The organism is Ruegeria sp. AD11(2025) (genome assembly GCF_056542405.1).
Genome location: NZ_JBQFZU010000029.1, coordinates 40,203 through 53,680 on the forward strand (window position 1 = coordinate 40,203; position 13,478 = coordinate 53,680).

A 13,478-nucleotide genomic window follows, 5' to 3' on the forward strand; every position below is an offset into this window, starting at 1 on the left:
TCAGAGATAAGTCAGCGCAAAGGCGCGCACGGAATCCGGCAGGTATTCATAGACGGCGCCTGCCGGAATTTTGACCTGCAGAAAGGCACGGAAGATGATCGTCACCGCAACACCGAACGCCACCGCAAGGCCAATGGCGCCGGCAGTTCGGAACCCGGTTCGAACCGCAAGGAAAACCGCGAACAGAACGGTCGACGGCAAATATCCCGAAAGCGGGACGACCGCGACATAAACCAGAAAATAAGCGACGTATTCAATAGACCGAAACCAGAACGCGACTTCGGGCCAGCGACCCGGAATACGGTCTGACATGGCCGAACTGAGCCAGTGCAGAAAGGCAAATAGGAACATTGCCCAAAGCGAGACTTTCGGCCAGAAGCCAGGTTGCGCAAACCACTTGGTGCGTTTGACAACCTCGGTCTGTGTATCCAATTGGGTCAGAAGGAAAATGGCAAAAACCAGAAAAGCTAAAGCAAAAACAACATCGCCGGGTCGGCGGTATCGTTTGAACATGTCTTGCAATGTCTTTGCGATCATTTTGGCCTCCTGTTGGATAGAAAAAGGCCCGACACCATCTAAATGTGCCGGGCCAGTTTCGCTTTATTCGCCTAGAATCTCTTCGATTTTGGAGAAGGAGGCTTTGTCCTGTTCGATTTGCGCGTTCGAGGCATCCGGGTCCTGCCAGTAGATCAGCGCTCCGGTTTCTGCGGCAAGTTTCTTGGCCTTGTCAGAGTTTATCGCTTTCTGTGCAGCCGCCGTGATCTTTTCGCGCGCCTCTGCCGGGGTGTCTTTGTGGACAAACAGCCCATTCCACAGCGCCAAAGGCAGTTCGGGGTTAAGCTCGACAACGGTCGGCGTGTCTGGGACCAGCGAAATCCGCTCACCGCCGATGCTGGCCAGAACATTCACCTGATCCAAGCAAGGAAGTACGAGCTGAAGCGTTGTGTTGATCACGTCCACGTCGCCCGAAGCCAAGGTGTTGCAGTCCAACGCGTCAAAGGCGGCTTCGCTGGCGAAATCAAATCCGCTGCTTACCGCAGCCGCGAAGGTCACTTGTGTGGGCGGTAGAACCGTGCCGAAATGACCGAGCGCTACGTCGTTTTCCTTGCCATGTTCCACCAGTTCCTCCCAGGTCGAGAAAGGCGCGTCTTTGCTGGAGGCGATGACGAAGGGATAGGTCAGAAAGATGCCAATCGGTTCGAACGGGTTGGGGTTGAGCTCAGGAATGCCAATTTCCGGGCCTATGACCGGCACACCGATGACGAAAGAACCGATCGTGTAGCCATCCGCCGGAGCAGTTGCGACCTCAACAGCGCCAGGGAAGGGGCCACCACCGCCGCCGGGCTTGTTCACGACTGCGGCGGGTACGCCGTACATGGCTTGGAACTCGTCAGCGATGAGACGCGTCAACACGTCTTCCAGGTCACCCGGGGGCCACGGAACGACAAAAGAGACTGGCTTCTCTGGATAGTCGGCCAGTGCGGCGGTTGCAGAAACAACAAGTGCTGCGGCTGTTAGAACTTTCTTCATTGACACCTCCCGTCAGTGGTTCATTATTTGATCCGCGTTAACAAGAATAATGTTGCTTTGTTAAGCGTGTTCTGTCAAGTATTACCTTAACGGGAGGATGTGAGTCATATGGGTGCTGCCCTGAACGCCTTGAAAATGCTCAACTACTTTTCAAACGCTCGGCCGGAGATCGGGCTAAGTCAGTTTGCGCGGTTGTCCGGATTGAACAAAGCCACCGCACTGCGCCACCTTCGGGCGCTAGAGGAATATGGGCTGATCGAACAGAACCCTATGACCAAGTCCTACGCGGTTGGGCCGGCCGCGCTACGTCTGGCGGGGTTGCGCCAGATCGCCCGTCCCGGCATCGAGAGTGCCCGCCAAAGAATGCAGGTCGCGATGCAGGAAGTTGGCGAAAGCCTGCATCTTTCGCTGCTTGAAAAGGATTCGCTTCAAACCGCGCTGGTGGTCGAAACGAACCGCCACAGCGTACGGGTTAGCCTCGACCCTAGCGAGGTTCTTCCGATCAATGCGACCGCATCAGGTCTTTGTATGCTTAGCTTTGGGCCATCCTTCTTGCTGGAGCGTCTCGGGCAGGAAGAACAAGTGCGATACACGGACACTACGCTGACCGACCCGGCCAAGATCAAAGAGCGGGTCGCGACAATCAGCCAAGTCGGTTGGGCGAACAGCAGTGGAAGCTATGAAAATGGCGTCTATGGTTATGCGGCCCCCATATTCGGAATTGATCAGGTGGCGTTGGGAACCATTGCGATTGCCGTTCCCGAAGGCCGTGCCGGCGACGAACGGCTGCCCGAAATCCTGACCGCCCTGCATGCCCTCTCGACTGACCTGACCGCAAGTTTTGGCGGTCAGCTTCCCGATACATTCCCAACCGAATTCCACCCTTGAGCGGGTGTACACAAACCCCGGAGACCCGAGACATGAAAGACTCGAACTTTCTGAAAGAAAACAACGCGCGTTACTTCTGGCACCCAATGGCGCACCCCGCTGACAGTCAGAAGAACCCGCCGATCATTCTGAACGGTGGTGAAAGTGTAAGCATTATCGATGTCGATGGTCACAAGGCGCTGGACGCGGTCGGGGGGCTTTGGAACGTCAATCTGGGCTATTCCTGCGAACCGGTGAAACAGGCCATCGCCGATCAGCTGAATGCACTGCCCTACTATTCGACCTTTCGCGGTACCAGCAATGACAAGGCGATTGAGCTATCTTATGAACTGGCACAGTTCTTCGAACCCGACGGCCTGACTCGTGCATTCTTTACCTCGGGTGGCTCGGATTCGGTTGAAATAGCTCTGAAACTGGCGCGGCAGTACCACAAGGTGCGCGGCGAGGCCGGGCGAACCAAGTTCATCAGCTTGAAGCAGGGTTATCATGGCACCCATTTCGCCGCGGCCTCGGTCAACGGAAATCAAAAGTTCCGCGCAATCTATGAGCCGATGATGCCAGGTTGCTTTCATGTGCCCGCCCCCTGGACCTATCGCAACCCGTTTGATGAGACTGACCCTGAACGTCTGGCGCGGCTCTGCGTCAAAGCGCTTGAGGCCGAGATCGCATTTCAGGGGGCAAATACCGTTGCCGCCTTTATCATGGAGCCGGTTCTGGGGGCAGGGGGGGTTATCCCACCGCACAAGAGCTTCATGCCCATGGTACGAGAGGTTTGCTCGAAACACGGTATTCTGCTGATCTCGGACGAGATCATCACAGCCTTTGGTCGCACAGGCAGCGAAAGCGGTGCGCGGCATTGGGGTGTGCAGCCCGATATCATGACCACGGCCAAGGCGATCACCAATGGCTATTTCCCCTTTGGAGCGGTGATGATCTCGGGTGCGGTCGCCGAGGTATTCGAAAACGACCAAACCGGCAAGGCGTCGGTGGATCAAGGCTATACCTATTCCGGCCACCCGGTTGGTGCAGCGGCGGCTCTGGCTGCGCTGTCCGAGATCAAGCGCCTGCGCGTTTGGGAAAATGCTGCCGCGCGTGGGGATGAGTTGTTTGCCGGGCTGCGAAAGCTGGCTGAGAAATACGATGTAATCGGAGATGTGCGCGGTGGCGAGGGGTTGATGTGTGCGCTGGAGCTGGTCTCAGACCGTGCGACCAAGGCACCTATAGCCAAGCACCTGCCGCTGCAGGTTCAGAAAGCGGCTTACGAAGACGGTGTGATGGTGCGCGTGTCCGGGAACAACATCATCCTGTCACCGCCCCTTATCATCTCGTCCGAAAATGTAGCCAAGATTGTGTCGTCACTGGATACTGGTCTAGCAACTCTGTGAGCACGCAAATGGCCCTGACCGCAACGGGCAGGGCTGCATCCGATCCTTCAGTGAGCCTGAAGCCAAGTCAAACTTTGACCGCCTGCAACTCTTCGAGCAGGTCCAGCAATTGATCCAGTTTCTCGCGGCCCATCTGTGACTCAATATTGTTTGAAATCGCCAGCGACGTGGCAAGGTTGTCTTCCAGTACCGCGCGCCCCGCATCGGTGATGCGAACCATTGTACGGCGCTTGTCTTCGTTGTCCTGGCGGCGGGTGATCTGGCCCTCAGCTTCCATCGTGCGCAGAATGCGGGTGAGGCTGGGCAGCAGCAGGCAGGCCTCGTGGGCGATAGCGCTTTGTTCAATCTCGCCCAGCTCGTCCAGAACCCTCAGGATGCGCCACTTTTGTTCGGTCAGCTGAATGTCGTGAAGCATATCCCGGATCGGTGCCATGACGGTTTCCCGTGCGCGCAATAGCGCAATCGGAAGGGAACGGGACGTACTTTTTGTGTGGCTTTGCGTGCTCATGCCGCCTTCTAAAGCGCCAGTTTTGAAATTGCAAAGATTAACAAGGCAAGTTCTTGACAGCGTGATTACAAAATAGTAAACATGTTAAGCAATAGGGGAGGGCGCATGCCACATTTTCACGTCGAATATTCCGGGAACCTGGAGGACAAGGTCGACATGGGTGGCCTGTGCGAGTGCATCCGGGCCAAGGCTGCCGAGATTGATACCTTTCCGATGCCGGGTATTCGCGTCCGAGCCGTTCGGGTTGATCATTATGCCATTGCTGACGGCAATCCGGCGCATGGCTTTATCGACATCTCGATCCGCCTGCGCGCAGGTCGGCCAGACGACGTCAAGCAGGATGCCACACAGCGCATATTTGAGGCGGTCAGAGCATATCTTGCCCTCGCCTTCTCGCAATATTCCATCGCGCTCTCGCTTGAGATGCGTGACATCGACCCGAAGCTTTCGCCCAAGACCGGTACAATCCGCAATCACCTTGGCGCGTCCACGCAGGAGACCTGACGCATGAGCGCACTGAACATAAACATCGAAAAACTGGCTGGATTTCTGGCGCGGTTCAAAAAGACGGGCATCAAAAACCGCATCGCGGGTAGAGACGTTGCCGGGTCTGCCGGTGTGTTTCAATCCACATCGCCGGTCGACAAGTCGGTGATCTGCGACGTCGCCCACGGCACGGCGGATGACATCGACACCGCAGCTAAAGCGGCCAATTCGGCCTTTACCGAATGGCGCGACATGCCCGCCACCGAACGCCGCCGCATTTTGTTGAACGTGGCCGATGCGATTGAGGCGCGCGCCGAGGAAATTGCGCTGTGCGAATGCTGGGACACAGGCCAGACCCTGCGTTTCATGTCCAAGGCGGCCCTGCGTGGGGCCGAGAACTTCCGCTTTTTTGCGGATCAGGTGGTGCAGGCGCGGGACGGGCAGCATCTGAAATCGCCGACTCTGATGAATGTCACAACCCGGGTGCCGATTGGCCCGGTTGGCGTGATCACCCCGTGGAACACGCCGTTCATGCTGTCGACCTGGAAAATTGCGCCCGCTCTGGCCGCTGGTTGCACGGTGGTTCACAAACCCGCCGAGGATTCGCCGCTGTCAGCCCGCCTTCTGGTCGAAATCGCCGAAGAAGCCGGTCTGCCCAAAGGTGTGCTGAACACCGTGAACGGCTTTGGCCCGGATGCGGGCAAGGCGCTGACCGAACATCCGCTGATCAAGGCCATCGCGTTTGTCGGCGAAAGCCGCACCGGTAGCATAATCACCAAGCAGGGCGCAGACACCTTGAAGCGGATGCACTTGGAACTGGGCGGCAAAAACCCGGTCATCGTGTTCGATGACGCCGATCTGGATCGGGCGCTGGATGCAGTGATCTTCATGATCTACTCGATCAACGGCGAGCGTTGCACCTCGTCCTCGCGCCTACTGGTGCAGGACAGCATCAAGGATGAATTCGAAGCCAAGCTGATCGAGCGCGTCAACAACATCAAAGTTGGCCACCCGCTGGACCCGGCGACCGAAATCGGCCCGCTGGTGACCGAAGAGCATTACAACAAGGTCACCAGCTATTTCGACATCGCCAGAGAGGACGGCGCGACCATCGCGGCGGGTGGTGTAAAACTGGGTGATGAGGGATACTTCATCCGCCCAACCCTGTTCACCAACGCCACCAACCAGATGCGCATCGCGCGCGAAGAAATCTTTGGCCCTGTCCTGACCTCGATCCTGTTCTCGACCGAGGAAGAAGCGCTGCAGATCGCCAATGACACGCCGTATGGTCTGACCGGTTATGTGTGGACCAACGATCTGACACGGGCACTTCGCTTTACCGACAAGCTTGAAGCCGGAATGATCTGGGTGAACTCAGAGAATGTACGTCACCTGCCCACGCCGTTTGGTGGGGTCAAGGCCTCGGGCATCGGTCGGGATGGCGGCGACTGGTCGTTCGAGTTCTATATGGAACAAAAACACATCGGCTTTGCCACCGGTCAGCACAAGATCATGCAGTTGGGCAAATAATCCCGACGGGCTCAAAAAAACGCGCGAAAAACTCTAACTCCAGGAGGAGACTATGGGAGAAATAGTACTCGCCGCCAAAATGACCCACGTGCCCACGTTGCTCATGTCTGAACAGGAGGGGCCGATCAAAGGAAAGCGCCAGGCAGCAATAGATGGTCACCGGGAAATCGCCCGTCGCGCCAAAAAACTCGGCGCTACAACGGCGATCATTTGCGATACCCACTGGGTGATCAACGCGGGCTTTCACATCAACGCCAATGACAAGTTCGAGGGTTTGTTCACCTCGAACGAATTCCCGCAGTTCATTCAGGACCTGCCTTATTCCTACAAAGGCAACCCCGAGATTGGCGATGCGATTGCCAAAATCGCGTCGGACAAGGGCGCCCATACGCTGGCGCATCACCTCGACAGCCTCGAGCTGGAATACGGCACGCTGGTTCCAATGCGATTCATGAGCCGTGAGCATGATATGAAAGTCGTATCGGTCGCGGCATGGGCCACGGTGCACAGCCACGACGAAAGCCGCATTGTGGGCGAGGCGATCCGCGAAGCGGTCGAGGCCAGCGATGAAAAGGTCCTGCTGGTTGCGTCGGGTTCGCTGTCGCACAAGATTTGGGCGAACAAGGACTACGCCGCAAACAATGGTACATTCACCATCAGTTCGGAGTTCAACCGCCAAGTGGATCTGCACGTTCTGGATATGTGGAAGAGCGGCGACCACGCTACCTTCCTCAAGATGCTGGGTGATTACGCTAACTTTTGCTGCGGCGAAGGTTCGATGCACGACACATCAATGCTGTATGGTGCATTGGGGTGGGATGCGTACGACAAGAAATGCGAGGTTGTGACCGAGTATTTCCCATCCTCCGGCACCGGGCAGACAAACGTGATCTTCCCGGTGACCTGAACGGGCTGACAGGCGCGCAACGCATTTTGGAAAGGAGACGATCATGGGAAAGATTGTACAGGCCGCGAAGATTACGCATGTGCCAAGTATCTGGATGTCCCACACGATGCCGAAATACAAAGGCATCCGCCAACCTGCCATTGATGGCTATGCGCGTCTGCGTCAGGATGCGATCGATCGCAAGGTCGATACCTTCGTCATCTTCGACACCCATTGGATCACCAATCAGGGTTTCCACCTGAACACGAAAGAGCACCACAAGGGCCGTTTCATCAGCCACGAACTGCCGCACATGCTGGCGGATATGGAGTTCGACTATCGCGGTGATCATGAGCTGGGGGAAACCATCCTTGATGTTCTGCGCGAGCGTGGCGAACGGGCCTTGGGCCATTCGCACCCCGATATGGGCATGGAATACGGTACCTTGCTGCCGATGCACTTTATCAACGATGGCGTGAACGCGCGGGTTCTGCCTGTGGCAGTCAACCAGTTTTCGTCGATTGCCGAAAACCGGGTTTGGGGTGAGGCAATTGCCGAAGGCATCCGACGGTCTGACCGGAACGTCTCGATCCTGGCCTCGGGGTCGCTGAGCCATGATTTCACGCCCAACGAACGCTCGGTCGATGGTCTGAATTCGGTGAATGGAGAGTTCAACCGACAGATGGACATGCGGGTGTTGGACCTGTGGGAACAGGGCCGTTTTGAAGAGTTCCTGGAACTCCTGCCCGACTACGCCAAGAAATGCGTCGGCGAATGTGCCATGAACGATACTGCCTTGCTGTTCGGCGCCCTTGGATGGGGCAGTTACAAGGGCAAGATCGACATCTACACCCCGTATTTCGGAAGTTCCGGAACGGGTCAGACCAATATCAGCTTCTCGGTGTAAGGCCGGGGTGACAGGAAAATTCGAATGACTGAACTGCGTCTCAACGATTCTAGCCTGCTTGCCGAAATGGCGCGGGTCGGGTCCAGATGGGTGGATGCCACCGAGGCTGAAAGCGCGATTGACGTAACCAACCCGGCAACGGGTGAGGTGATTGGCCGGGTGCCCAATCTAGGTGCTGCAGAAACGGCCGAGGCGATTGCCGATGCGCAGCGCGCCCAGAAAGACTGGGCCAAACGCACCGCGAAAGAGCGCAGCCAAGTCTTGCGTCGCTGGTACGATCTGATGATGGAAAATCAGGATGATCTGGGTACCATCCTGACCGCCGAACAAGGCAAGCCGCTGGCCGAAGCGAAGGGTGAGATCGCCTATGGTGCCAGTTTTATTGAGTGGTTCGCCGAAGAGGCGCGTCGTGCTTACGGTGATGTCACCCCCGGTCATGCGCCGGACAAGCGGATCATCACTGTCAAACAGCCCATTGGTGTCGTGGCCGCTATCACGCCCTGGAACTTTCCCAACGCCATGATCACCCGCAAGGCCGGACCGGCCTTTGCTGCTGGCTGTTCCATGGTGCTGAAGCCCGCCAGCCAGACGCCATTTTCGGCAATCGCGCTGGCCGTTCTGGCCGAACGTGCGGGGCTGCCTGCTGGTCTGTTCTCGGTAATCACCGGATCGGCGCGTGCGATTGGGAGTGAAATGACCTCAAGCCCGATCGTTCAAAAGTTGACCTTCACAGGGTCGACCGAGATTGGCGCGATGCTTTATGCCCAATGCGCGCCGACCATCAAGAAACTGGGGTTGGAACTGGGCGGCAACGCGCCGTTCATCGTGTTCAACGATGCCGATCTGGATGCCGCCGTCGAAGGGGCCGTGATCGCCAAGTTCCGCAACAATGGGCAGACCTGTGTTTGTGCCAACCGCATCTACGTGCAGGCCGGTGTTTATGATGCCTTTGCCGAAAAACTGGCTGCCAGGGTAGCGACCCTGCCGACCGGCAACGGGTTTGACGAGGGCGTCATTTTTGGCCCGCTGATCGATCAGGCCGCCGTGGACAAGGTGGCCGAACATGTCGGAGACGCAACTTCCAAAGGTGCCAGGATTGCGCTTGGGGGCAAGCCCCACGCGCTTGGCGGCACCTTCTTTGAGCCCACCATCCTGACCGGTGTGACCTCGGACATGGCAGTGGCGACCGAGGAAACCTTTGGCCCTGTCGCGCCCTTGTTCAGGTTCGACAGCGAAAACGAGGTCGTAGCTGCCGCCAATGACACCGAGTTTGGGCTTGCCTCGTATTTTTATTCCCGGGATCTGGCCCGTGTTTGGCGTGTGTCCGAGGGTCTGGAATACGGAATGGTGGGCGTCAACACTGGCCTGATTTCGACTGCCGAAGCCCCGTTTGGTGGCGTCAAGATGTCGGGTCTGGGGCGCGAAGGGTCCCGCTATGGGCTCGATGACTTCATGGAACTCAAATACATCTGCATGGGTGGTATCGATGCCACCGAGGAGGCCTGATGCGCTTTGCAACCTACACCGCCGATGGCGCAACCTACTTTGGCGCAATCACCGATGACGGCGCGATCGCGCTGAATGACGCCTTTCCCGATCACGGCAGCCTGTACCAGGTGATCACCGCCGGAATGTTCGATCAATTGGCCGCGGCTGCCGAGGGCCGGGAGGTGACGCACAAAGACCTCACCTATGAGATGGTCATGCCCGATGCCCGCCGCATCCTTTGCGTTGGGGTGAACTTTCCTGATCGCAATGCGGAATACAAGGATGGCAGCGCGCAGCCGAAATACATGTCGCTGTTCCCGCGCTTTGCCAGCGGATTTACAGGCCATGACCGCCCGCTGATCCGTCCGCCGGAAAACCATTCGCTGGATTACGAGGGCGAAGTGGCCATCGTAATCGGCAAGCCGGGCCGACGGATTTCAGAGGAAGACGCCTATGACCACATCGCGGCCCTGACCCTGTGTAACGAAGGCACGATCCGCGACTGGGTGCGGCACGCCAAGTTCAACGTCACCCAAGGCAAGAACTGGGATAACTCCGGCGCAATCGGCCCATGGCTGGTGCCGTTCACCGATGCGGCGCAACTGGATGACGCCCGCATCCAGACCCATGTGAATGGCGAGCTGCGCCAGGACGATACCCTGAACCGCATGATGTTCCCGATCCGGCGTGAAATCGAATACATCTCGACCTTCATGACCCTGCAGCCGGGCGATATCATCGTCACCGGAACGCCCACCGGGGCAGGGGCGCGATTTGATCCCCCGAAGTACCTTGCTCCAGGCGACGTGGTCGAGGTTTCGGTCGAAGGCATAGGCACGCTGCGCAATACTGTCGAGGACGAACAGGTATGACCCCCGAGGATCATGCAAGCGCCGCCGCTGATCTGCTGCAGGCTGAGCGTACGCGTGAGCAGATCGGCCTGTTGAGCCTGCGCTACCCCGAGATGGGGATAGACGACGCCTATGAGGTGCAAAACGCCATCTATCGCCAGAAATTGGCCGAAGGGCGTAAGGTGATCGGCTGGAAGATCGGCCTGACCTCGAAGGCCATGCAATATGCGCTGAACATCGACATTCCCGACAGTGGCATCCTGTTTGATGACATGGTTTTTGATAACGGTGGAACTGTCCCGGCGGGCCGTTTCATCCAGCCGCGGATTGAGGCTGAGATTGCCTTTGTGATGAAATCCGCAGTTGGCGGCGAAAACGTCACCCGCGACGAGATCATCGCCGCAACGGATTACGTCGCGCCCTCGATCGAAATCCTCGACACCCGTATTCAGCGGATCGATCCCGAGACGGGCAAAGCCCGCACCGTGTTCGACACGATCAGCGACAATGCGGCCAATGCGGGCGTTTTACTGGGTGCAGAACGGCACGCCGTCGATGCCTTTGACCTGCGCTGGGTCGGTGCCTTGGCCTTCCGCAATGGCGAGATCGAGGAAACCGGCCTGGGTGCAGGCGTGCTGAACGACCCGGTCGAAAGCGTAGTCTGGCTGGCCCGCCGTATGGCGCAATACGGCCAAAGCATCGATCCCGGTCAGGTCATCCTGTCCGGCAGCTTTATCCGCCCGGTCGAATGCCCACCCGGCACTGAAATACATGCCGATTTCGGACCGTTTGGCTCTGTCGATGTCATATTCGCCTGAAAGGAACACTGCACATGCCTGTGCCGAAGAACACGTTCAAAGCCGCTCTCAAGGTCGGGCGACCCCAGATCGGTTGTTGGGTTGGGTTGGCCAATGCCTATACGGCCGAGATCGCAGCAACCGCGCAATTCGACTGGCTGCTGGTCGACGGTGAACACGCGCCGAACGATTTGCGCTCGATCCTTGAACAGGTGCGGGTGATCGAAGGATCGGGCAGCACCCCGGTTGCGCGCCTTCCGATTGGCGAGACATGGATGATCAAGCAATATCTGGACGCCGGAGTGCAGAACCTTCTGGTGCCCATGGTCGAAAGTGGCGATCAGGCGTGTGAACTGGTGCGAGCGGTGCAATACCCGCCGCGCGGCATGCGGGGCGTGGGTTCGGCGCTGGCGCGGGCCTCGCGGTTTGCCGCAATCCCGGACTATCTAAAAACGGCGGACGAACAGATTTGCCTACTGGTACAGGTGGAAAACCAAGTTGGCCTGGCGGCGCTGGACGATATTCTGGCGACCGATGTGGATGGGGTGTTCATCGGCCCCTCCGATCTGGCCGCCGACATGGGCCATATCGGCAATGCTGGTCACTCAGATGTAGTTGAGGCCGTGTTGGACGCGCTGACCCGCATCGTGGCTGCGGGCAAGGCGGCGGGTATCCTAACCCTTGATCCGGTGATGCAGCGCAAATGTCTGGACTTGGGGGCCAGCTTTGTGGCCACTAATATTGACGTTACATTATTTGCAACAGCAATGCGCAACGCTGCAAAAGCAGGGCTGGGCCTGTTGCCGGACCAGATCGCCTCGGGCTCGGCCCAAACCGCTGCAGCCGGCAAATACCTGCAGCAACTCTGTAAGCATTGGTCGCACAAGGCCGAGGCCAGTTTTGATGAGAAGAAGGGTAGCGTGATCTTTGCAGATGGAAACAGTGTGACCCTCGAAGCGGACGATACCACCCTGACTCTCACCGCAGTGACCGGTCCTCGAGGCGATTTGGCGCGTTGGAAAGATGTAATCGAAGCTCATCTGGTGCGTTTCGCCTTTCGCGAAGAGATCCGCATCAATTGGTCTGAATAAAAGCACCAAAAAATGTCTGATCCCATCTACGCCATAGGCGACATCCACGGTCAGTTGATCATGTTGGAGGACGCGTTGGCGCGCATAGAAAAAGACGGCGGGCCTGATGCCCAAATCGTCTTTATCGGTGACTACACGGATCGCGGCGCCCACAGTCGCGAGGTTCTGGACCTTCTGATAAATGGGCGATCCGAAGGTAGAAACTGGACATTCCTGCGCGGCAACCACGACCAGATGTGCGCTATGTTTCTTGAGGATTACCCAAGAAACGATGCGCGCCTGTTGGTCGGCTATCATTGGCTGCATCCCCGGATCGGCGGGGTTGAGACGCTGAGATCTTATGGCGTTCAGGTGAAAGACGGGGATCGAACCTATCAGATCCACGCCAAGGCCAAGGCTGCCGTTCCGCAGGCACATATCGGTTTTCTGGCAGGGCTGGTCCCCTACTATCTGCACGATAACCTGTTGTTTGTTCATGCAGGAATACGACCCGGCATTCCTTTAGATCGACAGGATCACGATGACCTGATCTGGATTCGAGAAGAATTTCTAAACTGCCCGGACCCCTACCCGTGGCTGGTCGTTCATGGCCATACCCACGTCGCTAAACCGGAACACCACGGAAACCGTGTGAACATCGACACCGGAGCAGGATATGGCCGATCATTGGCCGCCGTGGTTTTTGAAGGATCAGAGTGTTGGATGTTGCAGGACAAGGGCCGAACTTCCCTGACGCCTCGAGCTTTTTGAAGATCTTTCGGTAATTGTTGACAGCGCGTTACAAAAAAGTCCTGGCGCCGTTGAAACACTCGCTCATGCGCCAGTGGCGATCACAGCTATGCTTTCGGCAAACAGAGGAGAATATGATGCTTCACCGGATCAAAATCTCATGATCGGCAACGTTTCCCCGTACAATCCCTCTCGAGTTTCGTGAGCAACAAACATCCTGATTTCTCGTCAAACAATCCGGACATAGGGGTGCGATAGGCCCAACCTATCTTCTTTGTGGCGAAAACCAGCAGCCGGTTTCCGCTGGATTATGTCGTTTCCTGCAATCAGATATCGCAATCAGTGAGGTTTGAGTTTGGCGAATCCTTCAGTTTGGCGACAAGATTGGAGATACGCCCTATG

At 57.3% G+C, this 13,478-nt stretch carries 14 protein-coding genes; 11 read left to right on the forward strand and 3 right to left on the reverse strand.

The genetic code is table 11. From position 1 onward, the window contains the following. Together ACR1XY_RS20225 and ACR1XY_RS20230 are read right to left on the reverse strand one after the other, a co-directional pair. Positions 1-537, reverse strand: a complete 537-nt coding sequence (locus ACR1XY_RS20225) for a tripartite tricarboxylate transporter TctB family protein (protein ID WP_480595878.1) — start codon at positions 535-537, stop codon at positions 1-3. 63 nt (positions 538-600) lie between these two features. Continuing rightward, positions 601-1,530: a tripartite tricarboxylate transporter substrate binding protein gene (locus tag ACR1XY_RS20230; RefSeq protein ID WP_480595880.1), complete on the reverse strand. Its 930-nt coding sequence runs from the start codon at positions 1,528-1,530 to the stop codon at positions 601-603. A 108-nt stretch (positions 1,531-1,638) separates the two neighbouring features. Here ACR1XY_RS20230 and ACR1XY_RS20235 point away from each other — a divergent pair, with 108 nt between their 5' ends. After that, a complete protein-coding gene (locus ACR1XY_RS20235) occupies positions 1,639-2,418 on the forward strand; it encodes an IclR family transcriptional regulator (protein WP_480595882.1) in 780 nt (259 codons plus the stop codon). A gap of 32 nt (positions 2,419-2,450) precedes the next feature. Continuing rightward, a complete protein-coding gene (locus ACR1XY_RS20240) occupies positions 2,451-3,803 on the forward strand; it encodes an aminotransferase class III-fold pyridoxal phosphate-dependent enzyme (protein ID WP_480595884.1) in 1,353 nt (450 codons plus the stop codon). A 67-nt stretch (positions 3,804-3,870) separates the two neighbouring features. Here ACR1XY_RS20240 and hpaR read toward each other — a convergent pair whose 3' ends face one another. Beyond that, entirely contained in the window at positions 3,871-4,311 is a 441-nt protein-coding gene (hpaR, locus tag ACR1XY_RS20245; RefSeq protein WP_480595886.1) for a homoprotocatechuate degradation operon regulator HpaR, read from the reverse strand. Between the two features lie 105 nt (positions 4,312-4,416). Between hpaR and ACR1XY_RS20250 the strand changes: the two genes are divergently transcribed. From ACR1XY_RS20250 to ACR1XY_RS20290, 9 genes are read left to right on the forward strand one after another with little or no spacing between them, the layout of a single operon-like run. Beyond that, complete coding sequence (locus ACR1XY_RS20250; protein WP_480595888.1) at positions 4,417-4,815, forward strand: 5-carboxymethyl-2-hydroxymuconate Delta-isomerase; 399 nt, start codon at positions 4,417-4,419, stop codon at positions 4,813-4,815. A gap of 3 nt (positions 4,816-4,818) precedes the next feature. Continuing rightward, positions 4,819-6,327 carry a 5-carboxymethyl-2-hydroxymuconate semialdehyde dehydrogenase gene (gene hpaE, locus ACR1XY_RS20255; protein ID WP_480595890.1) on the forward strand — a complete coding sequence of 503 codons (1,509 nt, stop codon included), beginning with the start codon at positions 4,819-4,821 and terminating at the stop codon, positions 6,325-6,327. Positions 6,328-6,379: 52 nt separating this feature from the next. Next, on the forward strand, positions 6,380-7,234 hold the full coding sequence (gene hpaD, locus ACR1XY_RS20260; RefSeq protein ID WP_480595892.1) for a 3,4-dihydroxyphenylacetate 2,3-dioxygenase: 855 nt from the start codon (positions 6,380-6,382) through the stop codon (positions 7,232-7,234). 43 nt (positions 7,235-7,277) lie between these two features. Further along, complete coding sequence (hpaD, locus tag ACR1XY_RS20265; protein WP_480595894.1) at positions 7,278-8,120, forward strand: 3,4-dihydroxyphenylacetate 2,3-dioxygenase; 843 nt, start codon at positions 7,278-7,280, stop codon at positions 8,118-8,120. Positions 8,121-8,144: 24 nt separating this feature from the next. Next, positions 8,145-9,626 carry an NAD-dependent succinate-semialdehyde dehydrogenase gene (locus ACR1XY_RS20270; protein WP_480595896.1) on the forward strand — a complete coding sequence of 494 codons (1,482 nt, stop codon included), beginning with the start codon at positions 8,145-8,147 and terminating at the stop codon, positions 9,624-9,626. Then, positions 9,626-10,480 carry a fumarylacetoacetate hydrolase family protein gene (locus tag ACR1XY_RS20275; protein WP_480595899.1) on the forward strand — a complete coding sequence of 285 codons (855 nt, stop codon included), beginning with the start codon at positions 9,626-9,628 and terminating at the stop codon, positions 10,478-10,480. The genes ACR1XY_RS20270 and ACR1XY_RS20275 overlap by 1 nt, the downstream gene beginning before the upstream one ends. Further along, the gene (hpaH, locus tag ACR1XY_RS20280; RefSeq protein WP_480595901.1) at positions 10,477-11,277 is read left to right on the forward strand and encodes a 2-oxo-hept-4-ene-1,7-dioate hydratase; all 801 of its coding nucleotides are present in this window, start codon (positions 10,477-10,479) and stop codon (positions 11,275-11,277) included. The genes ACR1XY_RS20275 and hpaH overlap by 4 nt, the downstream gene beginning before the upstream one ends. A 14-nt stretch (positions 11,278-11,291) precedes the next feature. Then, positions 11,292-12,347, forward strand: coding sequence for an aldolase/citrate lyase family protein (locus ACR1XY_RS20285; RefSeq protein WP_480595903.1), 1,056 nt, complete (start codon positions 11,292-11,294; stop codon positions 12,345-12,347). A gap of 12 nt (positions 12,348-12,359) precedes the next feature. Further along, positions 12,360-13,097, forward strand: coding sequence for a metallophosphoesterase family protein (locus ACR1XY_RS20290; RefSeq protein WP_480595905.1), 738 nt, complete (start codon positions 12,360-12,362; stop codon positions 13,095-13,097). Positions 13,098-13,478 lie beyond the last annotated feature (381 nt).